A 21,409-nucleotide genomic window follows, 5' to 3' on the forward strand; every position below is an offset into this window, starting at 1 on the left:
GTGCCCTCCGGAAAGGAGAAGGATTGTGACGGGGGTAGTCACACATGTAGATATAACGATGTGTTGAAGAAAAGAGAAGCCCTGGACCGCTCCCAGACATCGACAATGGCCGTTCGGATGAGGGCCTTGACAAGGGAACCGGCGACCGGGGCCACGCGTCCGAGCGGCATGAGACCCGCCTCGACGAACGGCGTCATGATCGCGCTCCTGGTCGCCGCCCTGGCCGGCTGCACCAGCGCCGACCCGGCCGGCAGCACCCCGGACCGGCCCCCGCCCACCGCCGGCCCGACCTCGACCGCCCCGGCCACCGACACCCCGCCGGCGACCACCGCCCCCACGGTGAGCCCGGGTACCGGGGCCACCAGCGCGGCCGCCCGGGTGATGCTGTTCCGCTCCGGCGGCTTCGCCGGCCGCGGCGACGCCGTGACCGTCGAACCCGACGGCCGGTGGACGATGGTGGACCGGGCCGGCAGCCAACGTACGGGCCGACTCGACCCCGCCGACCTCGGCCGGCTGCACGGGCTGGCCGCCGATCCCCGACTGGCCGGCGAGGCCCGCCGCCCGACCACCACGACCCTCTGCGCGGACGCGTTCAGCTACCGGCTGACCGTCGGCACGGTCGAGACCGGGTACGTCGACTGCCCGACCGACACCGCCCCGCCGCCGGCCACCCAGGCGCTCGTAGAGCTGCTGCTACGCGCCACCGGCTGACCGCCCGACGCTCAGGTCAGGTAGTCCGGGGGCAGTCCGGTGCCGCGCAGCTCCGGCGGCAGGTGCGCCACGTCGTTGACGGCGACCAGGTTCGGCGGCCCGGCCGGGCCGTACCGGATGACGGTCAGCCCCGCGTTGTGCAGATTCAGCCCCAGCCACCGCCGTTCCGGCGCGTCGAGGGCGTGCCGGATCAGCCAGGCGATCAGGAAGTTGTGCGTCACGACCAGCTCACGGACCGGCCCGGCGCCATCCGCGCCGTCGGTGCCGTCCGCGACCGGGCCGGCGAACCGCAATACCGCCGCCGCCGTCACCTGCGGCCCGTCGACCCGTTCGGCTGCCGCGAACTGGGCCAGGAATTCGGCGTACGCCGGAGGGAGGCCGGCAGGCTCCGTGTCGTGCGGGAGGTGGTCGCCGGCCAACTCCGTCGCGTACACCGGAACCCCGGGCAGCGACGCGGCGACCAGCTCGGCGGTCTCCGCGGCCCGGCGCAGTGGCCCGTGGTGCACGGCGGCGAACCGCCGGCCCCGCAGCCGCTCGCCGAGCAGCCTGGCCTGCCGCCGGCCCCGCTCCGAGAGGCCGGCATTCGGCTCGCCGGGTTCGGTCAGGTCCTGCTCGCCGTGTCGGGCCAGATACAGCAGCCGCGTGATCATGTCTCACACCTCAGCACACCGGGAGGCACGGGAACTCCCCGTGCCTCCCGGTGTGACGGCAACCGGCTCAGTCCACCCGGCCGGACGCCGCTCGCGCGAAGGTGACCGACACCCACAGCCAACCGACCGTCACCGCCAGGCCGAACGCCACCATGACGGCCGGCGCCGGCCGGACCATCAGCGCCACCCAGGCCACCGCGAAGAAGGCCCCGGTCGCCAGGCTGAACCCGGCCCGACCCACCAGCCCACGACGCGCGGCCCGTCGGCCGGCGACCACCGTCGCCACGATCAGCGAGACGAAGGCGACCGCCGCCACCAGGAAGTGCAGGCCACCGTGCCAGCTGATCTGGCCGGCACCCCGGGGCGTGCCGACGGGGAACCCGTCGGCCGGGTCGGCGCTGAAGATCGCCGCCCCCACCAGGCCCAGCCCGTACAGGGCGAGCAACCGGGGCACCCAGACCGAACCGGTGCCGGTGGAGCGCCGAAGCGCCCCGGCGGCCAGCACGCAGAGCACTCCGGTGACCAGGAACGTGGCAATCTGGATCCAGCCCAGCTCACCGGTGCTCAACACACTGACCGGGTGCCGCCGGAAGTCGAAGCCATCCCGGGTGAGCCCCTGGAGCAGCGCCGAGCCGGCGAAGATCGGGCCGGCGAGCACCCCGCCGGCCAGCAGCGCGCGGTCCAGGCCAGCGACCACCGGTCGGACCCCGGGAAGCGGAACGGCCTGGCTCATCGGTCCGCCCCTCAGGCCCGAGGGAACATCTGGCCGATGCGGATCCGGTTACCGAACGGGTCCCGGATGCCGAAGTCGATCCCGTACGGGCGCTCGGTCGGCTCGTCGGTGATGTCGACCCCCTTGGCCACCAGGTCCTCGTGCGTCTTGTGGGCGTCGTCGGTGGTCATGAACAGGGCGCCGCCCAGCGCCCCCTTGGTGAGCAGTTCCCGGACCTGCGCCGCGGTGGCCGGGTCCATCGCCGGCGGACCCGGCTTCTCCAACAGGATCTCGCGCTCCGGGTCGCCGGGCAGGTTGACCGTCAGCCAGCGCATGAAGCCGAGGTCCTGGTCGGTGTTGAGCTCCATGCCGAGCTTGTTCACGTAGAAGTCGAGTGCCTCGTCCTGGTCGAGGACGTAGATCTGGGAGCGGCTGATCGCGTTCATCGTCATGTCAATCACGCTAGACGGAGACCGTGACCTGCTGCTTATCCAAAACTGCTGGGTCTGGTCCAGGCCTTGGTGAAGCAGGACGGCACGTTGGTCGGCGCGGCGCGGCGGCGGAAGTCCGTCGGTGACTCCCCGACGATCTGCCGAAACGTCCGGCTGAACGTGCCCAGGCTGCTGAAGCCGACCGCGAAGCAGATGTCGGTGACGTCTCGCCCGGTCTCCACCAGCAACGACATCGCCCGCTCCACCCGCCGGCGTTGCAGGTAGCGGTGCGGGGTCTCGCCGAAGGTGGCTCGGAAGGTCCGGATGAAATGCGCCTCGGAGACGTGCGCGATCCGGGCCAGCGCCGGGATGTCCAACGGCTCGGCGTACGCGCGGTCCATCGCGTCCCGAGCACGCAGCATCGCCCGGTTCGACTCCTCCACGGCGCGACTCATCCGTCCTCGTTTCGCTCTTTATCCCCCGGCCGGGCTGCCCAGCTCAGGTTACCGCTGGCCCTCGGTGTCGCCCGCACGCCGACGCGGCCGGCGTCGCTGCCGGTTGAGGTGACGTGATCGTTCGGGATGCACCGGGCGTACGAACCCTTGAGCTAACCGTGAGTCGGCCCGCCACCAGCGGTGGAATGCCGCTGAGGCCGCGACGTACGGGCCATCATTGGTTCACAGCGCTGCGGTGACCGCCGAGCTGAAAGCATGGGCGGATGAGGTCGAGGCTGCGCAAGCTACACATCGACGGCCGGGAGTTCACCTGGAAGGCCGACATCCGGCCCGCCTCTGGCCCTGACGGTCGTCCGCACCGCTGCATAAGAGTCCGCGTATGGGGTGCAGGAAAGAATGGTCGTGCCCTACAGGTCGACCTGACCGAGCGGCCCGACTTGGCACCCACCGTCGCCTTCGGCCATCGATACGTCGAGACGGACGTGCACGACAGTGGGGAGACGTATCCATTCCCGACAGCTGCGGACGTCCGCGCTCTTGTCCGTTACGGGCTGATCGCTGGCTGGACACCGCATGCGCTGGGTGGGACGTTCCCAGTCACGTCGGCGGCTGAACTGGAACTACCGGGATTTGCCATCACTGATCTTCTGCGGGCCGTCGACCCGCACCGCTAGTGCTGGGGCAGCGCCCGACACGCCGACGTGAAGATCACCCTCAAGGTCTACGCTCACGCCAACGTCGACGCGATGCGTCAGGCGCTTGGCGAGCTCTCGTGAGTCCCGTTCCGGTCAACCGGTCGACTCACGGCAGTGCCCGTCGGGAAAAGCCTGGTGGAATTGGAGCCCCCGGCCGGGATCGAACCGGCGACATCTCGCTTACAAGGCGAGTGCTCTGGCCAGCTGAGCTACAGGGGCGCGCGCGTCGAAGCCAGCATAGCGACTGACGTCCGGATATCCCGCTCGCGAGGCCTCCCGAGCATGGGAAACGTCAACAACCCGACGCTGATCCATCGTCGTGCGGTCAAGCCGTATGTCGATTGATGTCCGACCGTGCCCGACTGACCGGATTGTGTAGGCAATGGGCCGCGTCCGGCGCTCCCGCGCCTTGGCAGCGCGAGGAAAGCCGTTTACCGTGCAGTGACACGGACGACAGGTCCGGCCGCCCTCGCGACCGACCCGCCGTCCGTTGACCGACACGGATACGTGTCGGTCGCTCCTTCACTCGGATCGTCCGGCACGTTCCTGCCGGTGAAAGGAAGCGCTTCACCATGGCTACGGTCACTTATTCCAAGGCGTCCCGGATCTACCCGGGCACCGAGCGTCCCGCCGTCAACGAGCTGGACCTCGAGATCGGCGACGGCGAGTTCCTCGTCCTGGTCGGCCCCTCCGGTTGTGGCAAGTCCACCAGCCTGCGGATGCTCGCCGGCCTGGAGGACGTCGACGCCGGCTCGATCTACATCGACCAGCGTGACGTCACCCACCTGCCCCCGAAGGCCCGCGACATCGCCATGGTCTTCCAGAACTACGCCCTCTACCCGCACATGACGGTGTACGAGAACATGGCGTTCGCCCTCAAGCTGCGCAAGACCTCCAAGTCGGAGATCGACCGGCGGGTCAAGGAGGCAGCCGGGCTGCTCCAGCTGGAGGAGTACCTCGGCCGCAAGCCGAAGGCGCTCTCCGGTGGTCAGCGTCAGCGTGTGGCGATGGGCCGGGCGATCGTCCGCGAGCCGCAGGTCTTCCTCATGGACGAGCCGCTGTCGAACCTCGACGCCAAGCTGCGCGTGCAGACCCGTACCCAGATCGCGTCGCTGCAGGCCAAGCTGGGCGTCACCACGGTCTACGTCACGCACGACCAGGTCGAGGCCATGACCATGGGTCACCGGGTCGCGGTGCTGCTCGACGGTGTCCTCCAGCAGGTGGACACCCCGCGGGCGCTCTACGACACCCCGGCCAACGTCTTCGTCGCCGGTTTCATGGGCTCCCCCGCCATGAACATCAAGACCGTCCCGCTGAACGAGCAGGGCGCCGAGTTTGCCGAGCTGCACATCCCGCTGACCCGCGAGCAGGTCGAGGCGGCCCGCGCCGAGGGCGGCGACGGCAAGGTCACCGTGGGCTTCCGCCCGGAGGACTGCGAGCTGGTCAGCCCGACCGAGGGCGGCATGCCGGTCGTGGTCGAGCTGGTCGAGGACCTTGGCTCGGACGCCAACGTCTACGGCCACGCCGCGCTGGGTGGCAACTCGGAGCGCTTCGTCGTCCGCACCGACCGGCGCACCATGCCGAACATGGGTGACACCGTGTTCGTCAAGCCGCGCACCGGTCGGAACCACGTCTTCCACGCCACCACGGGCGCCCGGATCTGACGTAACGCCGTACCAACAGGGGCGGTCCGCTTCGGCGGGCCGCCCCTGTCGCGTACTCCCGTCAGGTCCCTCGGCTCGGACGCGACGAAGCCCCGCCCCCGGCTGTCAGGGGCGGGGCCTCAAAGACGCGTCGTTACAGTTCCGCGGCGCGGCGGCGGGAGACCTCGGCCAGGGCGACCGCTGCGGCCACGCTGGCATTGAGCGACTCGACCTCGGAGATCATCGGGATGCTGACGGTCAGGTCGCACGTCTCCCCGACCAGCCGGGACAGCCCGCGCCCCTCCGACCCGACCACGACCACCAGGGGGCCGACCGCGGCCTCCAGGTTGTAGAGGTCGGTGTCACCGTCGGCGTCCAGGCCGACGACCGTGAAGCCGGCGTCGCGGCACGCCTTCAGCGATCGGGTCAGGTTGGTGACCTGCGCCACCGGCACCCGCGCGGCCGCGCCGGCACTGGTCCGCCAGGCTGTCGCGGTGATCCCGGCGGCCCGCCGCTCGGGTACGAAGACACCCTGCGCGCCGAACGCGGCGGCCGACCGGATCACCGCACCCAGGTTGCGTGGGTCGGTGACGCCATCCAGCGCGACCAGCAGCGGGGCCTGCTGCTCCAGGGCCGCGGCGACCATGTCCTCGAACGGCTGGTACGCGAACGGCGGCACCTGCAGCCCAACGCCCTGGTGCAGCACCCCGCCGGTCATCCGGTCCAGCTCAGCCCGGCTGATCTCCAGGTTGGCGATGCCCCGGTCGGCGGCGGTCCGGATGATCTCGTTGATCCGGTCGTCCATGTCGATGCCCTGGGCGGTGTACAGCGCCGTCGCCGGCACCTGGGCGCGCAGCGCCTCCAGCACCGGGTTGCGCCCGACCAGCAGCTCCGGCGAGTCCCTGGCCGGGTTGGACTTGCGCCCCGGGGCGACCCGGGGGCCGGATCGGCCGCCGGGCTTGCCGCCCCGGCCGCCAGTGCTGCCACCCCGGTTCGCCGGAACGCCACGGCCGCCACCCTTGCCCCAGGTGGTGTCCTTGGTGCCAGGCAGACCGATCTTGGGGGCACGCCCCTCCTCGGCCGCCGCGCGGCGCTCCTTGTCCTGCTTCCAGGCGGTGCGCTGGGGCAGCTTCTCGGTGCCCGAGTACCCCTTGTGCCACGGCCGCTCGTCGGCGGGCAGGGTGCGGCCCCGCCCGGTCAGGGAGTCCTTGTTTTTGCCGCCGGTGCCCTTGGGGGCGCCCGCCTTCGGCGTCAGTCGCCGGCCACGGCGCTGCGAGTTGCCGGCCATCAGTCCTGCTCTCCAATAGTCCAACGGGGTCCCTGGGGGGTGTCCTCGACCACCACGCCGGCCAGCTTGAGCTGGTCCCGTACCGCGTCGGCGGCGGCCCAGTCCTTGCGGCCCCGGGCCTGCGCGCGCTGCTCCAGGGCCAGCGCGATCAGGGAGTCCACCACGGCACGCAGATCATCGGAGCGGCCGCCACCGGTCCAGGCCGGGTCGAGGGGGTCGATTCCGAGGATATCCAGCATCGCCCGTACTGCGGCCAGCGTGGTGCGGACGGTCACATCGTCGCCGGTGCTCAGCGCGGTGTTGCCGTCCCGGAGCTGCTGTTGCAGTACGGCCAGCGCGGCGGAGGTGTTGAGGTCGTCGTCCATCGCCGCGACGAAGCCGGTCGGCAGGTCGCCGAGGTGCCCGGCACCGACCCGCTCGGCCGCCCGCAGCACGAAACCCTCGATCCGGCGGTACGCGGTGGCCGCGTCGCGAAGCGAGTCCTCCGAGTAGTCGATCACCGAGCGGTAGTGCGCGGCGGCGTAGTAGTAGCGCAGCTCCACCGGCCGCACTCCGAGCGAGTCCACGTACCTCAGGTCCAGCGCGTTGCCGGCGGACTTGCCCATCTTGGCCCCACCGATGCTGAGCAGCCCGTGGTGCACCCAGTAGCGGGCGAACGGCAGCCCGGCCGCCTGGGACTGGGCGATCTCGTTCTCGTGGTGCGGGAACGTCAGGTCCAGCCCGCCGCCGTGGATGTCGAACTCCGGACCCAGGTAGCGCCAGCACATCGCCGAGCACTCGATGTGCCAGCCCGGTCGACCCAGCCCCCACGGCGACGGCCAGTAGGCGTCCGCCGGCTCGTCCGGCTTGGCGCCCTTCCAGAGCGCGAAGTCGCGCGGGTCCCGCTTGCCCCGGTCGGGGGCGTCCCCGGCCGACTGCATCGCGTCCGGCGACTGGCCCGACAGCGACCCGTACGCCGGCCAGGACGCCACGTCGAAGTAGACGTCGCCGGAGCCGTCGGTGGCCGGGTAGGCGTGCCCGTCGGCGATCAACTTCGTGATCAGCTCGTGCATCTCGGGGATGTGCCCGGTGGCGCGCGGCTCGTAGGTGGGCGCCAGCACGTTCAGCGCCCGGTACGACTCGGCGAGGATCAGCTCGTTGGCGTAGGCGATCGACCAGAACGGCCGGCCCCGCTCCCCTGCCTTGACCAGAATCTTGTCGTCGATATCGGTCAGGTTGCGGATGAAGGTGACCTCGTAGCCGGCGGTCAGCAGCCAGCGGCGCAGCACGTCATAGTTGACACCGGAGCGAAGGTGACCGATGTGCGGCGGGGCCTGGAGGGTGAGACCACACAGGTAGACCCCCACCTTGCCGGCTTCCCGCGGGACGAAGTCCCGCACCGATCGGGTGGCGGTGTCATACAGGCGTAGCGTCACCGTACAAGGGTAGCCGTCCGCGCATGTTCGAGTCCGCCGGTGCCGGGTCGTACGCTGCCAGGCGTGGATGCGACCGCACGCCCCGGTGAGCCGCCGACCCTCCGCGGTGCCGGTGCCCGGCTCGACGCGGCCACCGCCGCGCCTACGGGAGCGTCCGACGTCGGTTCGGATCGGACCGTCCCGGGCGGCGGACGGGCCGGGGAGACGGCGCAGACCCTGGACCGGGGGTTGCGGCTGCTGCACCTGGTCGCCGACACGCCAGGCGGACTCACCGTCACCGAGGTGGCGAACCGGCTCGGCATCGGCCGGGCTGCCGTCTACCGGCTGGTCGGCCCGCTGACCGGGCACGGCATGCTGCGCCGTGACGGCGACGGGCGGCTCCGCCTCGGCGCCGGGGTGCTGCACCTGGCCCGACGCGCCCAGCCGCTGCTCGCCGACGGGGCACTGCCCGCGCTGCGCCGGCTCGCCGAGCAGGCCGGCGCGACCGCACACCTGACCGTGGTCGAGGGCGGCGAGGGTGTCGCCCTGGCCGTGGTCGAGCCGAGTTGGACGTCGTTCCACGTCGCGTACCGGACCGGGGCGCGGCATCCGCTGGACCGGGGCGCGGCGGGTCGGGCCATCCTTGCCGGCCGGTCCGGGGCGGCGGAGCCGGTGAGCAGCAGTGGCGAGTTGCAGTCCGGGGCGTACGGGGTGGCCGCGCCGGTGCTCGGCGTACCCGGGTTGGAGGCCAGCGTCGGCGTGGTCGCGCTCGCCCCGTTGGACGTCGACACAGTCGGCCCTCAGGTGCTGGCCGCTGCCACGGCCATCGCCGCCGCCCTCCGCTGACTGACTAGCCCCCACCTTGATCGACTCGGGATCGGCGATATCGCGGTATCCCCATCGCTCTACACCGCCACATCGCCGCCGCGGTGATGATCTCGCCGTATACCACGCCAAACTGGCGCCCGACCGTCGTCCACAGGCGCACGGCACGAGACCGCCGGCCGCTGTCCACAGGGGTGTCGGGTGCCCGGCCTGGGGTCGGAGGCTGAGCACATGCCTCCTCGCCCCCACCGACCTCTCGCCCTCGCCTGGCAGGTCTTCCGCGGCTCCGACGTGATCCGGCAGGGCCTGGTGACCAGACATCAGCTACGCGGCGCGTCCTGGGTCCGCCTTCGGCACGACGTGTACGCGGACGCGCGGATCGATCGCGACCACGAGTTGGCCTGCCGTGCCGCGGCGTTGCGGCTGCCAGCGGAGGCGCTGATCGCCGGTCCGTCCTCGGCCTACCTGCACGGCATCGAGCACGCCGCCGGCTTCGACGACGACGTGCACGTCCTGGTGCCGAGGACCGTCCGGGTCGACTCTCAACGCGGCCTTCGCGTGCACCTGCTCAGCGCCAGCGCACCGACGTTCCCGGTCCTGGGTGAGGCAGCGTTGCCGCCCACCGCCCCTCCCACGAGGAGGGCCCAACCCACACTCCGCCGGACCGACCCCGCCTCCGCGGCCTGGGAGGCGGCGGCCTGGTTGGAGCCGCTGCGGGCCGTCACCATCGTCGACTCGCTGCTCGGAGGCGGCCTGACCAGCCGGTCCGCGCTGGCCGCCGTCGCCACCGCCAACGCGGAGCGCCCGGGTGGCCGGCGGGCGAACTGGGTGTTCGACCTGGCCGATCCGGGTGCGCAGTCGCCGCCCGAGTCACAGCTACGGGTGCGTTTGGTGCTGGGCGGGTTGCCCCGGCCGGTCGCTCAGCACCCGATCCGGCTGTCCGGAGGGCTCGTGCTCCACCCCGATCTGGCCTGGCCCGAGTTCCGGGTGGCGGTGGAGTACGACGGCCGATGGCACGCGGACCCCGAGCAACTGCATCGCGACCGCCAACGGCTCAACCTGCTCGTCGGTGCCGGCTGGCTGGTGCTGCACGTGACCAGCCGCCGGTTGCAGAACGACTTCCCGGCCGTGCTGGCCGAAGTCCGGTCGGCTCTGATCTCTCGCGGCTGGCGCCGCCGATCATCCGGGAGCTGATCGACTTCAGGTCGCCGACCTGGGGGCATCGGATGAGCCTGATACCGCCACGCCGGCGACCTTGAGTCGATCAACCGCGAGATCGCGCCGCGCACGGCCGAGGCGCGCACGGCCGAGGCGCGCACGGTCGAGGCGCGGGAATGCGTCGGGGCCCGGTCGACCGTGGTCGACCGGGCCCCGATGTGTTGCCTTACGGACGGGCGTTCGGCTTGAGCGGGGTCTTCACCGCCGCGTAGGCGTCGACGATCCCGTACCCGTAGAAGCCGTTGAAGTTGACCCCACCGGCGCAGTAGGCGTCGTAGGTCTCGTCCCGGCCCTCATTGCGGTACTGCTGCAGCCGCGGCTCCGGGCAGGCGTGCTCGGCCGCCGTCCGGTAGAGGTGCTGCTCGACCAGGTCCGGCGACATGCCGAAGCCACCCCGGCGCTCCGCCTTGCCGAACCGGCTGACGATCAGCGCGGCCACGCCTGCGGCGTGCGGGGACGCCATCGAGGTGCCCTGCAGGTAGGTGTAGTAGCCGCAGTCACCGTTGGCCTTGCACTGCTTGAAGACGAGCGTGGCCACCCGCGGGTCGATGTTGCCGTTGGCGTCCACCCGGGGGTCCGGGATGGTCGGGGAGATCGGCTCCTCCTGGAGCACCTTCAGCGGGTACGTGGAGAGGATCCGGTTGCCCGGGCTGTTGTACGTCGGGGTCCCGAAGCCGTCCCGGGCGAAGCCACCCGGCGCGGCGACCGAGATCTGCTCGGTGCCGTAGTTGGAGAAGTCCGCCTTCTTGCCGGACGGGCCGACCGCCGACACACCGATCACGTGCGGGCCCTCGGCAGGCAGGTCCCAGCAGCTGTTGTTGTCGATCGGCCGGGGGTACGGAGCGGCGCCGTAGTCCGGGCTGCTGATGTCCGTGCGCGGTGCGCCCAGGTCCTCGTTGTTGTTGCCGAGCGCGCCGACCAGGGTGACGCCCTTGTTGTGGGCGAAGGTCAGTGCCCGCTTCATCGCCTTGATGATGGCCCGCTGCTCGGCCTGGCTCGCCGGGGAGTCGGCCGGGTTGGCGTTGCAGTTGTAGAGCCACGGGTCGACGTAGAACGACATGTTGACCACGTCGATCCCGGACCGGCCGGCGTAGACCAGAGCGTTGACCACCGGGTTGAGGAAGAAGTAGCCGGAGTCCTGGCCACCCTTCAGCTCGACCAGGGAGATGTTCGGGGCGACGCCGGAGAGGCCGAGGCCGTTGGCGGCCGCGCCGATGGTGCCCGCCACGTGGGTGCCGTGCCCACCGTCGTCGGTGCCCACCGCGTCGAGGCAGCTCGGCACCTCACACGGGCCGTCCACGTCGGTCAGGTCCGGCGCGAAGTTGCGCGACAGCGACCAGTTGAAGTTCGGCGCGATGTCGGGGTGGCTGGCGTCGACGCCGGTGTCCAGCACGCCGACGGTCACCCGACGGTCACCCGGCTCGATCTTGCGGGCCTGGTCGGCCCGGATCATCTCCAGGCCCCAGAGCTTCTCGTCGAGCGGGTCCAGCTTGGCGCCCTTCTTGGCGGCGGCACCGGCGGCGGCCGTGTTGGCCAGCACCTGCTCCTGCTCGACCCGGTCCAGCTTCGGCTTGCGGCCGATGGCCTTCTGCTCGGCGGCGCCGATCAGCGTCGGGGCGGCGGTCGCCCTGTCCGCGAAGTCAGCCCGGTCGCTGGTCACCTGGAACATGCCGACCTCGTCGGACCGGGACACCACAGTGCCGCCAGCAGCCCGGATGGCGGCGACAGCCGTCTCGGCGGCGACGCCATCCTCGGCGACGACGGTGAAGGTTCGGAAGCTGGTCGGCGCGGCGTTGGCTGGTACACCCAACCCCGTCACCGTAAGTGCCAGCACAGCCGCGGTCGCGACGGCACCGGCGGTGAAGCGCTTGCTCACCACATCGGATCCTCTCGTTGAGGGACGTGGCAGCCATCACACAACACTCGGCGGGTTTGCGCCAGGTCAGCGTCCGTTATGGCGGTGAATCTCTCCATCATCCGCCCAGGTTGGCGCGAGCCCCACCCTGCTGGGCGCGAACCCCGGGTAGATCGGCCCGCACCACTGGCCGGTCGGCCGGCTGCACGGGCAGGTCAGCCAGTATCGCGGGCAGGTCGGCCAGCGCCACTGGAAGATCGGCCATGGTGGACACCTCGGCGTCGGGCGCACCCCCGACCGGGCGGGGCAGGCCGTGCCGGTTCAACCACACCGATCGCAGGCCGGCCCGCTGCGGTGCCACAACGTCGTGCTCCCACGAGTCACCGACGTAGACGATCTGCCCGGCCGGCACCCCGGCTGCCTCGACCACCGCCGCGTAGAACTCCGGGGCTGGCTTCTTCGGCAGGCCGTTCTCGTGCGCGTACACCTCGAAGGCGAACTCGCCGGCGAGCCCGCAGCGTTCGGCGCGGCTGTTGCCGTTGGTGGCGAAGCCCAGCGTGTACCGGTCGCGCAGCCTGGCCAGCGCCGGCGGCACGTCCGGAAATGGTCGGGTGAGGGCGAATCGGCGGGCGAAGAAGAGGGTGGCGACCTCGTCCAGGTGCGCGTCCAGTCCGGCGCGGGCCAGCGACCGGGCCAGCGCGGCGCGCCGGATCTCCGCCACCGGAGCGGCGCTCAGCTCCCCGAAGACCGCGCCCCAGTCCGACTCCAGCTCGGCGAGCGACACCTCGGCCGCCACCGGGCTGCGCCGCCGCATCTCGTCGAGGACGGCCAGCAGCCCGCCGGTCACCGCCGGGCGCAGATCCAGCAGGGTCTCGTCGGCGTCGAACACCACGGTGGTCAGCACGGGGACCACTGTCTCATCGGCCGTCGAGGGCCAGCGCGGGCTCGGGCGAGGCGGGCGCGGGCGCTGGCTCTGGTGCTGACGACCCGCGCAGCTCGTCGAGGCGCACGAGTGCGACCCCTGCGACGATCATCGCGCCGCCGAACAACTGCCAGGCGGTGGGCAGCTCGTCCAGGAGCAGCCAGGCGATCAGCACCGCGAAGAGCACCTCGGTCAGCCCGACGAACGACGAGAGCCGGGGGCCGAGGATCCGCGTACCGGCGATGCCGGCCAAATACGCGATCACGGCAGCCACCAGGGAGAGCCCGACGATTGGCAGCAGCCAGCTGGTGCGCTGCCCGGCGAAGGTGACCTCACCGAAGGTGGCCCGCAGCGGCAGCAGACCGGTCAGCCCGATGATGAGCAGCGTGGCGGCGCCGACAGCCATCCCGCCGCTGGCCATGGCGACCGAGGGCAGGCGGGGATCGACCCGGCCAGCGAGCACGAAGTAGCCTGCCAGGCCGAATGCGGCGCCCAGCCCCCAGAGCACGCCCACCGGGTGGAAGCCGGCGGTGCCGGTGACGTCCAGCACGAACGCCAGCCCGGCCAGGGCGGCCACCGAGCCGGCCACGGTGAGCCGGCGGGGGCGCTGCCCGTGCCGCAGCCACATCCAGCCCACGACGAGGATGATGCCCAGGTACTCCAGCAGCAGTGCGATGCCGACCGGCAGGTAGCGCACGGCGTTGAAGAAGCAGACCTGGGCCAGCGCCACGCCGAGAAGGCCGAACATCCCGATCGCCGTGGCGTTCTGCCGCAGCACGTGCCACCTGCCGCGTAGCGACAGCAGGGCGGGGATCGCCAGCACCAGGGCGGCGATGCCGACCCGGGCGATCACCGCGGCCTCGGCCGACCAGCCGGCCTCGATGAGTGACCGGGCGAAGGTGCCCGAGGTGGCGAAGGTGACCGCGGAGAGCAGCGCCAGCGCGGCGCCTGCGGCGGGTCGTGACTGCATCTCGCGCTCCTCGGGACGACACGGTGTCATGAGCAAACTATCCTTGTACCCATGACGCTAGGCGACCCCTGTGACAGGAGTCAAGTTGCTGTTCGCTCATGACACCGAGTGTTCGCTGATCGCCGCCGCCGCGCTGGTCAACACCGCGGGCCGGGACGGCGAACTGCTGCCCGACATCGCCGCGCTGGACACGTTCTTCGTCCGGCACACCTACAGCGGGCGGCACGAGCACACCGACGCCGAGTTACGCGCCGTCCGGGAGCTGCGACCCCGGCTGCGCCGCATCTGGTACGGCGAGCCCGCCGAGGTCGTCGCCGTGGTCAACAGCCTGCTGCTCGAACACCGGGCGCTGCCGCAGCTCATCGAGCACGACGACGAGCCGTACCACCTGCACGCTGTGCCCCGCGACGCGCCGCTGGCCACCCGGATCGCGGTGGAGGCGGCGATGGCGATGGCCGACCTGGTCCGAGCCGGGGAGCTGAGCCGGCTGCGGATCTGCGAGTACCCGGACTGCGACAACGTGCTCGTTGACCTGTCCCGCAACCGGTCGCGGCGGTTCTGCGAGGCCGGCTGCGGCAACCGCGCCGCGGTGACCGCCTACCGCGCCCGCCGGGCCGCCGGCCACTCCTGAGCGGTGGCCGCCCACTCCTCGGCCCGCAGCTCGTACTCCACCTCGCCGTGCTCGGTGCCCGGGATCGGGTCGTCCCACTGCAGGTGGAAGGTACGCAGGTAACGCAGGCCGGCCTTGGCCATCACCCGTCGGGAGCGGTCGTTGACGGTCATCGTCTCGGCCCAGACCCGGCGCACGCCGACAGTGCCGAAGGCGTACCGGACCAACGCCCGGGAACCCTCGGTGGCCAGCCCGCGCCCCCACGTCGAGCGGCGCAGCCGGTAGCCCAACTCGGCCTCGGTGCCGTCAGCCGACGGGTCGAGCGCGAACCAACCCAGGAACCCGCCGGTCTCAGGGTCGAGCGCCGCCCAGCGGCCCAGACCCGGATGCCGGTCGTACTGGGCCAACAGCTTCGGCAACTGCTCGTCCCGGACCGTGGCCATCGGGGTGGCGACGCCACCGGTGAGGAACCGCATCACCTCGGGATCGCTGTCCAGCTCAACCAGCGCGTCCACGTCGGCCATGGTGAGCCGCCGCAACCGCAGCCGCTCGGTCACCGGCGGCAGGCCGGCCGCACCCTGAAGGTCACCATTCGACACCGCAGGATCATCCCGCCCACTCCGCGCCCCGGTCGACCGACTTACTCCCCGCCGCCCTGGGGGCGTCAGGGGTGGGTCATCCGGAGCAGGTCGAGCGCCTCGTCGAGTTGGGTCTCGCTGAGCTTGCCCGAGTCGATGTGACCCCGGGAGATCACCACCTCGCGGATGGAGGTCTGCTTGGCCAGCGCCTCCTTGGCGATCGAGGCGGCCTCGTCGTACCCGAGGTGGCGGTTGAGCGGCGTGACGATCGACGGCGAGCCCTCGGCGTACGCCAGGCAGACCTCGGCGTCCGCGACCAGGTCGACCACCAGGCGGTCGGCGAACAGCCGACTTGTCGCCGCCAGCAGCCGGATCGACTCCAGCAGGTTGCGGCCCATCACCGGGAGCATCACGTTGAGCTCGAAGTCGCCCTGCGAACCAGCGAAGCCCACCGTCGCGTCATTGCCGATGACCTGGGCGCAGACCTGCCGCATCGCCTCGGCGACCACCGGGTTGACCTTCCCCGGCATGATCGACGAGCCGGGCTGGAGGTCGGGGATGCGCAGCTCGCCCAGGCCGGCCCGGGGGCCGGAGCCCATCCATCGGATGTCGTTGGCGATCTTGTAGAGCCCGACCGCCACGGTCCGCAGCTGCCCCGAGGTCTCCACCAGCGCATCCCGGGCGCCCTGCGCCTCGAAGTGGTTGCGCGCCTCGGTCAGCGGCAACCCGGTCGACTCGCGGAGCTTGCCGATCACGGCGGCGGCGAAGCCGAGCGGGGTGTTGATCCCGGTGCCCACGGCGGTGCCGCCCAACGGCAGCTCAGCCAGCCGGGGCAGCGCCGACTCCAGCCGCTCGACGCCGTACCGGACCTGGGCGGCGTACCCGCCGAACTCCTGGCCCAGGGTGACCGGCGTGGCGTCCATCAGGTGGGTACGTCCCGCTTTGACCACGGTCTCGAACTCCGCCGCCTTGGCCTCCAACGCCGTGGCGAGGTGGATCAGTGACGGCAGCAGGTCCTCCACGATGAACTGGGTGGCGGCCAGGTGGATCGAGGACGGAAAGACGTCGTTGCTGGACTGCGAGGCGTTGACGTGGTCGTTCGGGTGCACGTCCCGGCCCAGCTCCCGGGTGGCCAGGGTGGCGATCACCTCGTTGGCGTTCATGTTGGACGACGTTCCGGAGCCGGTCTGGAACACGTCGATCGGGAACTGGTCGTCGTAGCCGCCGTCAGCCACGTGCGCGGCGGCGGCGGTGATCGCCGCGGCCACGTTCGCGTCGATCACGCCCAACTCGCCGTTGACCTCGGCCGCTGCGCCCTTGATCTGGGCGAGCGCCTTGATCTGGGCCGGCTCGATGCCCCGGCCGGAGATCGGGAAGTTCTGCACCGCACGCTGGGTCTGCGCCCGCCACAGCGCCTCGGCGGGCACCTCCACCTCACCCATCGAGTCGCGTTCGATCCGGTAACCGGTCGCTTCTGGAGTCGTCACGCGTACCATCCTGCCGCGCTCGTCGCCGACGTGCAGATGATCCGTCAGTCCAACTCGGCCAGCAGTCGCTCCACCTCGTGCTGGTCCGGCGACTCGATCTGCCGGAACAGCGCGAGCGCCCGGACCCAGTGCGATCGAGCCGCCGCCGGATCAGCCGGGCGCAGGCAGCGGGCGATGCCGTCCAACGCCCGGGCCTGCTCGTAGCGCGCGTTGATCCGCGTGGCGTCCCCCAACACCCTGCGGTGCAGGTCCAGCGCGCTGGCCACGTCCCCCTGATCGAGGATCGCCTGGGCCAACAGATTCCGCGAGGCGCACTGGCCGATCCGGTCGCCCACCCCGGTCATCTCGACGAGCGCCGCCCGGTACAGGTCGGCGGCCCGTTGCGGGCGGCCCGCTTCCCACTCCATCATCCCGATCTCGGTGAGCACCTCGCCCTCGCCGAACCGGTTCCCGGCCTCGCGCTTGAGGCGCAGCGCCACCCGCAGCAGCCGGCGGGCTGGCTCCCCGTGGCCCATCCGGTGCCGGATCATGCCCAGGTGCCCGATGGCATTGCCGACCTGCCGGAGGTCGCCGATCTCCCGGCCCAGCGACAGGTGGCGTCGGGCTGTACGCAGGGCCTCCTCGTGCCGGCCCCACAGCAGCAGCGCGATCGACAGATTGTTGAGCGCGTTCGCCAGCGGGACCTGCTCCTGCATCCGCCGCGCCAGCGCGGCGGATGCGTGGTAGCACTCCCGGCCCAGGCGGTAGTTGCCATTGGCGACGTGCGCGGTGCCCAGGTTGCCCAGGGTGTTGCGGACATCGCGACGCGACCCGAGCCGGCGGTAGAGGTCGACCGCCCTCTCCATCAGCCGGATCGACTCGGAGAACCCGCCCAGCCGGTAGTGAGCCGAGGCGAGGTAGTTCAGCGTCATCGCCACCGCCGCGTCGTCACCCAACTCCTCGGCGGCGCGAAGGCCAACCGCGTGCGTTTCGATCAGCTCGTCGAGGCGACCGCCCTCGAACTGGGCGTACCAGCAGGCCCGCGCCAACTGCCAGCAGAGACGCGGAAATCCCTCGGTCTCGGCCAGCCGGACCAGGGCACCCAACGCGGGCATGTTCTCGTCGAACCAGACCCGACCCTGGGCCGCGATGGGCGCGACCAGGTCGGGGCAGGCCGGCTCAGGCAGCAGGATGAGCGAGTCGCCGGCGGAGAGCTCCGTCCTCCGGGCGATCGCCGCGGCGACGTGCAGGTGGTGGCCGAGCAGTCGCTCGATAGCGTCGCGCCGCTCGGCTGCCCGCTCCGGCGCGGCGACCAGCGTCCGCGCGTACTCCCGGACCAGGTCGTGCAACCGGTAGCGGTCCGACTCCGCCTCTTCCACCAGATGCGCGTCGACCAACTCGTCGATCAGGTCCTGTGCCTCGGGTAGGGGAAGCTGCGTGAGGACGGCGACGATCGGGTTGTCGAACCGTACCCCCGGGTGCAGGCCCAGCAGCCGGAACGCTCGTTGCGCCGCAGGTGACACCTGGCCGTACGACAGGGCGAAGGCGCGGCCGACGGACCGCTCACCCGCCTCGAACTCGGCCAGCGGATCCCGCCGGGAGGTCAGCCGCTCGGCCAGGTCGGCGATCCGCAGGCGGGGCCGGTGCGCCAGTCGAGAACCGGCCAGCCGGATGGCGAGGGGCAGGTGGCCACAGCGGCGGACCACCTCGGCGGCTGCTTCCGGCTCCGCCGCCACCCGGTCCGCACCGGCCACCCGCCCGAGCAACTCGACCGCCTCGTCGGCATCGAGCACGGGCAACGACGACGGTCGTCCCTCGTCCACCCCGACCAGCCGGCGGCGACTGGTGATCAGGACAAGGCAGTGCGGGCCGTTGGGCAGCAGCGGATTCACCTGGTCGGCGCTGGCCGCGTTGTCCAGCACCACCACTGCGCGCCGACCGGCCAGCTCGGTCCGCCAGAGCGCCAGCTGGTCGTCCAGGTTCACCGGCACCCGCTCCGCCGGCACGCCCAGCTGACGCAGCAGGGTGGCCACGGCCGCGCCGGGCGTCAACGGGCTGCGCTCGCTGTGCCCGTGCAGGTCGATGAAGAGCTGGGCGTCCGGGTAGCGGTCGGCGAGAGCCGTGGCGACGTGCACGGCGACGGTTGTCTTGCCGCTGCCGGCCATCCCGTCGATCAGTTGGATCTGGGCGACGTTCTCCTCCACCTGCTTGACCAGGCGGCCAACCGTGTCCTGCCGGCCGGTGAAGTCACCGATCGCGCGGGGCAACGAGCGGACCGGGGCAATCGACCGGGTCTGCCGGCCTGACAGGGCCAGGTCGCCGGCGAGCACCCTTTGGTGCAGCTCCTGCAACTCGGCGCCCGGCTCGATGCCCAACTCGTCGGCGTAGAACCGCCGGCCCTCGCGGTAGACCATCAGCGCATCGGCCTGCCGGCCGACCGAGGCGAGGGCGAGCATCAGTTGGGCACGCAGCCGCTCCCGCAGCGGGTGCCGGTCGACACTCTCGGTCAGCTCCTCGATCAGCTCGTCGGCCTGCCCGAGGCGCAGCTCGACGTCGACGCACACCTCCAGTGCGGTGAGGCACTGCTCGTCGAGCGCCTGCGCGCGACGGCGGACGCTGCGGCTGGGGATACCGGCCAGCGCCGGCCCCCGCCAGAGCGACAGCGCGGCGCGGAATTGCTCCCGCGCGTCGGTCAACCGGCCTGCCGCCACGGCGGCCCGGGCCGCCTCCACTCCGCGGGTGAAGACCTCGGCATCCAGGTCCGCTGGCGCGGTACGGATGCCGTACCCCGCTGGGTCGGTGACGATGGTCTCCGGTGCCAGCCCGAGCTCGGCGAGCCGGCGCCGCAACCGCGACACGCAGGTCTGCAGCTGTGCCCGGGCGGTGGCCGGCGGGCGATCCTCCCAGACCGCGTCGACCAGCTCCTCGACCGGCACCAGCCGGCCGGCACGGAGCAGCAGCATGGCGAGCACGATCCGGTCGCGACCGGCGGTGACCGTGGACTCGCCACCGCCGATCCGCAGAGGCCCCAGGATCCCGAACCGCATCTGCTCCCCCGCATCGACAGTGCAACTTCCAGCAGAGTAGCCCGACGATCACGGATCGCCCCGATCCGCCGAGAGTGATCTGAGAGTGGATCGACAGCGGCGCACCGAAGACTCACTCCGGGTTGTCGGTGACGACATCCGACGGGGGCGGTGCGCCCGTTCCACCTCAGCGGGCGGGCGCACCGATGTCGGTGGAGCGCGGACGGCGACAGGGGGCACCGGGCGGAGACGCCCGGTGCCCCCTTCGCTGTCGGGTCAGCGACGCCCGACGGTGAGCACCGGCTTGGTGACCTCGGCGAAGAAGTCGTTGCCCTTGTCGTCGACCACGATGAAGGCGGGGAAGTCCTCCACCTCGATCTTCCAGACCGCCTCCATGCCCAGCTCCGGGTACTCCAGGACCTCGACGTGCTTGATGCAGTCCTGGGCGAGGCGGGCCGCAGGGCCGCCGATCGAGCCGAGGTAGAAGCCGCCGTGCTGCTGGCAGGAGCGGGTCACCTGGCCCGACCGGTTGCCCTTGGCCAGCATCACCTGCGAGCCACCGGCGGCCTGGAACTTCTCCACGTACGCGTCCATCCGGCCGGCGGTGGTCGGGCCGAACGAGCCGGAGGCGTAACCCTCGGGGGTCTTCGCCGGGCCGGCGTAGTAGACCGCGTGGTCGCGCAGGTACTGCGGCATCGGCTCGCCGGCGTCCAGCCGCTCGGCGATCTTGGCGTGCGCGATGTCCCGGGCCACCACCAGCGGGCCGGACAACGACAGCCGGGTCTTCACCGGGTACTTGGACAGCTCGGCGCGGATCTCGTCCATCGGCCGGTTCAGGTCGACCCGGACGACCACCTCGGCGTCGAGCGAGTCGTCGGTGACGTCGGGCAGGAAGCGTGCCGGATCGGTCTCCAGTCGCTCCAGCCACACGCCCGACGGGGTGATCTTGGCGACGGCCTGCCGGTCCGCCGAGCAGGACACGGCGATCGCCACCGGGCAGGAGGCACCGTGCCGGGGCAGCCGGACCACCCGTACGTCGTGGCAGAAGTACCGGCCGCCGAACTGCGCGCCGATGCCGAAGTTGCGGGTCAGCTCCAGCACCTCCGCCTCCAGCTCCAGGTCGCGGAACCCGTGGGCGCTCAGCGAACCGGCGGTGGGCAGCGCGTCGAGGTACTTGGCGCTGGCGTACTTCGCGGTCTTCAACGCGTACTCGGCGGAGGTGCCGCCGATGACGATGGCCAGGTGGTACGGCGGGCAGGCGGCGGTGCCGATCAGCCGCAGCTTCTCCTCCAGGAACTGCATCATCCGCGTCGGGTTGAGCAGCGCCTTGGTCTCCTGGTAGAGGTACGACTTGTTGGCCGACCCGCCGCCCTTGGCCATGAACAGGAACTTGTACGCGTCGGGGTGCCCGTCCGGGTCCTCGGCGTACAGCTCGACCTGGGCCGGCAGGTTGCTGCCGGTGTTCCGCTCGTCCCACATGGTCAGCGGGGCGAGCTGGGAGTAGCGCAGGTTCAGCTTGGTGTACGCCTGGTAGACGCCCCGGGAGATGGCCTCGGCGTCAGCGCCGTCGGTCAGCACGTGCCGGCCGCGCTTGCCCATCACGATCGCGGTGCCGGTGTCCTGGCACATCGGCAGCACCCCGCCGGCGGCGATGTTGGCGTTGCGCAGCAGGTCCAGCGCGACGAACCGGTCGTTCGGCGAGGCTGCCGGGTCGTCGATGATCGCCCGGAGCTGGGCCAGGTGCGCCGGGCGCAGGAAGTGCGCGATGTCGTGCATCGCTTCGGCGGTCAGCGCGGTGAGCGCGGCCGGTTCCACGGTGAGGAATCGGCGGCCTCCCGGGCCGTGTACGACGTCCACGCCCTCGTCGGTGACCAGGCGGTAGTCCGTCTGGTCGGGGCCGGTCGGCAGCAGGGGGGCGTACGAGAATGCGGCGGCACTGCTCATGAGCGGCAAGCCTAGG

Annotated in this window: 19 protein-coding genes and 1 tRNA gene; 5 read left to right on the forward strand and 15 right to left on the reverse strand. The window is 71.5% G+C overall.

Annotation, left to right across the window (positions count from 1 at the left end):
• Nucleotides 1–38: 38 nt before the first annotated feature.
• On the reverse strand, nt 39–197 hold the full coding sequence (locus ACFY29_RS20575) for a hypothetical protein (protein WP_386988313.1): 159 nt from the start codon (nt 195–197) through the stop codon (nt 39–41).
• On the opposite strand from ACFY29_RS20575, the gene ACFY29_RS20580 reads away from it, so the two are divergent.
• Nucleotides 196–711, forward strand: coding sequence for a hypothetical protein (locus ACFY29_RS20580; protein WP_386988316.1), 516 nt, complete (start codon nt 196–198; stop codon nt 709–711). The genes ACFY29_RS20575 and ACFY29_RS20580 overlap by 2 nt on opposite strands.
• 11 nt (nt 712–722) lie before the next feature.
• On the opposite strand, the gene ACFY29_RS20585 is transcribed toward ACFY29_RS20580, so the two are convergent.
• From ACFY29_RS20585 to ACFY29_RS20605, 5 genes are all read right to left on the reverse strand, one after another.
• Nucleotides 723–1,361 carry a histidine phosphatase family protein gene (locus ACFY29_RS20585; RefSeq protein WP_386988319.1) on the reverse strand — a complete coding sequence of 213 codons (639 nt, stop codon included), beginning with the start codon at nt 1,359–1,361 and terminating at the stop codon, nt 723–725.
• 67 nt (nt 1,362–1,428) lie between these two features.
• Entirely contained in the window at nt 1,429–2,094 is a 666-nt protein-coding gene (locus tag ACFY29_RS20590; protein WP_328421049.1) for a DUF998 domain-containing protein, read from the reverse strand.
• Nucleotides 2,095–2,105: 11 nt separating this feature from the next.
• Entirely contained in the window at nt 2,106–2,525 is a 420-nt protein-coding gene (locus ACFY29_RS20595; RefSeq protein WP_328421051.1) for a VOC family protein, read from the reverse strand.
• A gap of 35 nt (nt 2,526–2,560) precedes the next feature.
• Nucleotides 2,561–2,959 (reverse strand): AraC family transcriptional regulator, encoded by a 399-nt coding sequence (locus tag ACFY29_RS20600; protein WP_328421053.1) that lies wholly within the window; start codon nt 2,957–2,959, stop codon nt 2,561–2,563.
• An 837-nt stretch (nt 2,960–3,796) separates the two neighbouring features.
• Nucleotides 3,797–3,873, reverse strand: a tRNA-Thr gene (locus ACFY29_RS20605).
• A gap of 353 nt (nt 3,874–4,226) precedes the next feature.
• On the opposite strand from ACFY29_RS20605, the gene ACFY29_RS20610 reads away from it, so the two are divergent.
• Nucleotides 4,227–5,318, forward strand: a complete 1,092-nt coding sequence (locus ACFY29_RS20610; protein WP_355601813.1) for a sn-glycerol-3-phosphate ABC transporter ATP-binding protein UgpC — start codon at nt 4,227–4,229, stop codon at nt 5,316–5,318.
• Nucleotides 5,319–5,451: 133 nt separating this feature from the next.
• On the opposite strand, the gene rlmB is transcribed toward ACFY29_RS20610, so the two are convergent.
• Nucleotides 5,452–6,585: a 23S rRNA (guanosine(2251)-2'-O)-methyltransferase RlmB gene (gene rlmB, locus ACFY29_RS20615; RefSeq protein WP_328421103.1), complete on the reverse strand. Its 1,134-nt coding sequence runs from the start codon at nt 6,583–6,585 to the stop codon at nt 5,452–5,454.
• Nucleotides 6,585–8,000 (reverse strand): cysteine--tRNA ligase, encoded by a 1,416-nt coding sequence (gene cysS, locus ACFY29_RS20620; RefSeq protein ID WP_328421105.1) that lies wholly within the window; start codon nt 7,998–8,000, stop codon nt 6,585–6,587. Before cysS ends, rlmB begins: the two co-directional genes overlap by 1 nt.
• A gap of 216 nt (nt 8,001–8,216) precedes the next feature.
• Here cysS and ACFY29_RS20625 point away from each other — a divergent pair, with 216 nt between their 5' ends.
• Together ACFY29_RS20625 and ACFY29_RS20630 are read left to right on the forward strand one after the other, a co-directional pair.
• Nucleotides 8,217–8,825: a helix-turn-helix domain-containing protein gene (locus ACFY29_RS20625; RefSeq protein ID WP_328426136.1), complete on the forward strand. Its 609-nt coding sequence runs from the start codon at nt 8,217–8,219 to the stop codon at nt 8,823–8,825.
• Between the two features lie 210 nt (nt 8,826–9,035).
• Nucleotides 9,036–9,998, forward strand: coding sequence for a DUF559 domain-containing protein (locus ACFY29_RS20630; RefSeq protein WP_386988324.1), 963 nt, complete (start codon nt 9,036–9,038; stop codon nt 9,996–9,998).
• A gap of 190 nt (nt 9,999–10,188) precedes the next feature.
• Here the strand turns inward: ACFY29_RS20630 and ACFY29_RS20635 are convergent, their stop codons facing one another.
• The 3 genes from ACFY29_RS20635 to ACFY29_RS20645 form a co-directional block, all read right to left on the reverse strand.
• A complete protein-coding gene (locus ACFY29_RS20635) occupies nt 10,189–11,898 on the reverse strand; it encodes a S8 family serine peptidase (RefSeq protein ID WP_386988327.1) in 1,710 nt (569 codons plus the stop codon).
• A gap of 97 nt (nt 11,899–11,995) precedes the next feature.
• The gene (locus ACFY29_RS20640) at nt 11,996–12,781 is read right to left on the reverse strand and encodes an HAD family hydrolase (protein ID WP_386988331.1); all 786 of its coding nucleotides are present in this window, start codon (nt 12,779–12,781) and stop codon (nt 11,996–11,998) included.
• Nucleotides 12,782–12,794: 13 nt separating this feature from the next.
• Nucleotides 12,795–13,769, reverse strand: a complete 975-nt coding sequence (locus ACFY29_RS20645) for a DMT family transporter (protein WP_386988333.1) — start codon at nt 13,767–13,769, stop codon at nt 12,795–12,797.
• An 85-nt stretch (nt 13,770–13,854) separates the two neighbouring features.
• On the opposite strand from ACFY29_RS20645, the gene ACFY29_RS20650 reads away from it, so the two are divergent.
• Nucleotides 13,855–14,400, forward strand: a complete 546-nt coding sequence (locus ACFY29_RS20650; RefSeq protein ID WP_328421113.1) for a CGNR zinc finger domain-containing protein — start codon at nt 13,855–13,857, stop codon at nt 14,398–14,400.
• Here ACFY29_RS20650 and ACFY29_RS20655 read toward each other — a convergent pair.
• From ACFY29_RS20655 to ACFY29_RS20670, 4 genes are all read right to left on the reverse strand, one after another.
• Nucleotides 14,367–14,978, reverse strand: coding sequence for a GNAT family N-acetyltransferase (locus tag ACFY29_RS20655; RefSeq protein WP_386988337.1), 612 nt, complete (start codon nt 14,976–14,978; stop codon nt 14,367–14,369). The genes ACFY29_RS20650 and ACFY29_RS20655 overlap by 34 nt on opposite strands.
• Before the next feature lie 65 nt (nt 14,979–15,043).
• Nucleotides 15,044–16,453, reverse strand: coding sequence for a class II fumarate hydratase (locus ACFY29_RS20660; RefSeq protein ID WP_386988340.1), 1,410 nt, complete (start codon nt 16,451–16,453; stop codon nt 15,044–15,046).
• Nucleotides 16,454–16,488: 35 nt separating this feature from the next.
• Complete coding sequence (locus ACFY29_RS20665; RefSeq protein ID WP_386988343.1) at nt 16,489–19,470, reverse strand: BTAD domain-containing putative transcriptional regulator; 2,982 nt, start codon at nt 19,468–19,470, stop codon at nt 16,489–16,491.
• 255 nt (nt 19,471–19,725) lie between these two features.
• Nucleotides 19,726–21,393, reverse strand: a complete 1,668-nt coding sequence (locus ACFY29_RS20670; RefSeq protein WP_328421121.1) for a fumarate hydratase — start codon at nt 21,391–21,393, stop codon at nt 19,726–19,728.
• Nucleotides 21,394–21,409 lie beyond the last annotated feature (16 nt).

It is taken from the genome of Micromonospora sp. NPDC000668 (genome assembly GCF_042897975.1).
GTDB lineage: Bacteria > Actinomycetota > Actinomycetes > Mycobacteriales > Micromonosporaceae > Micromonospora.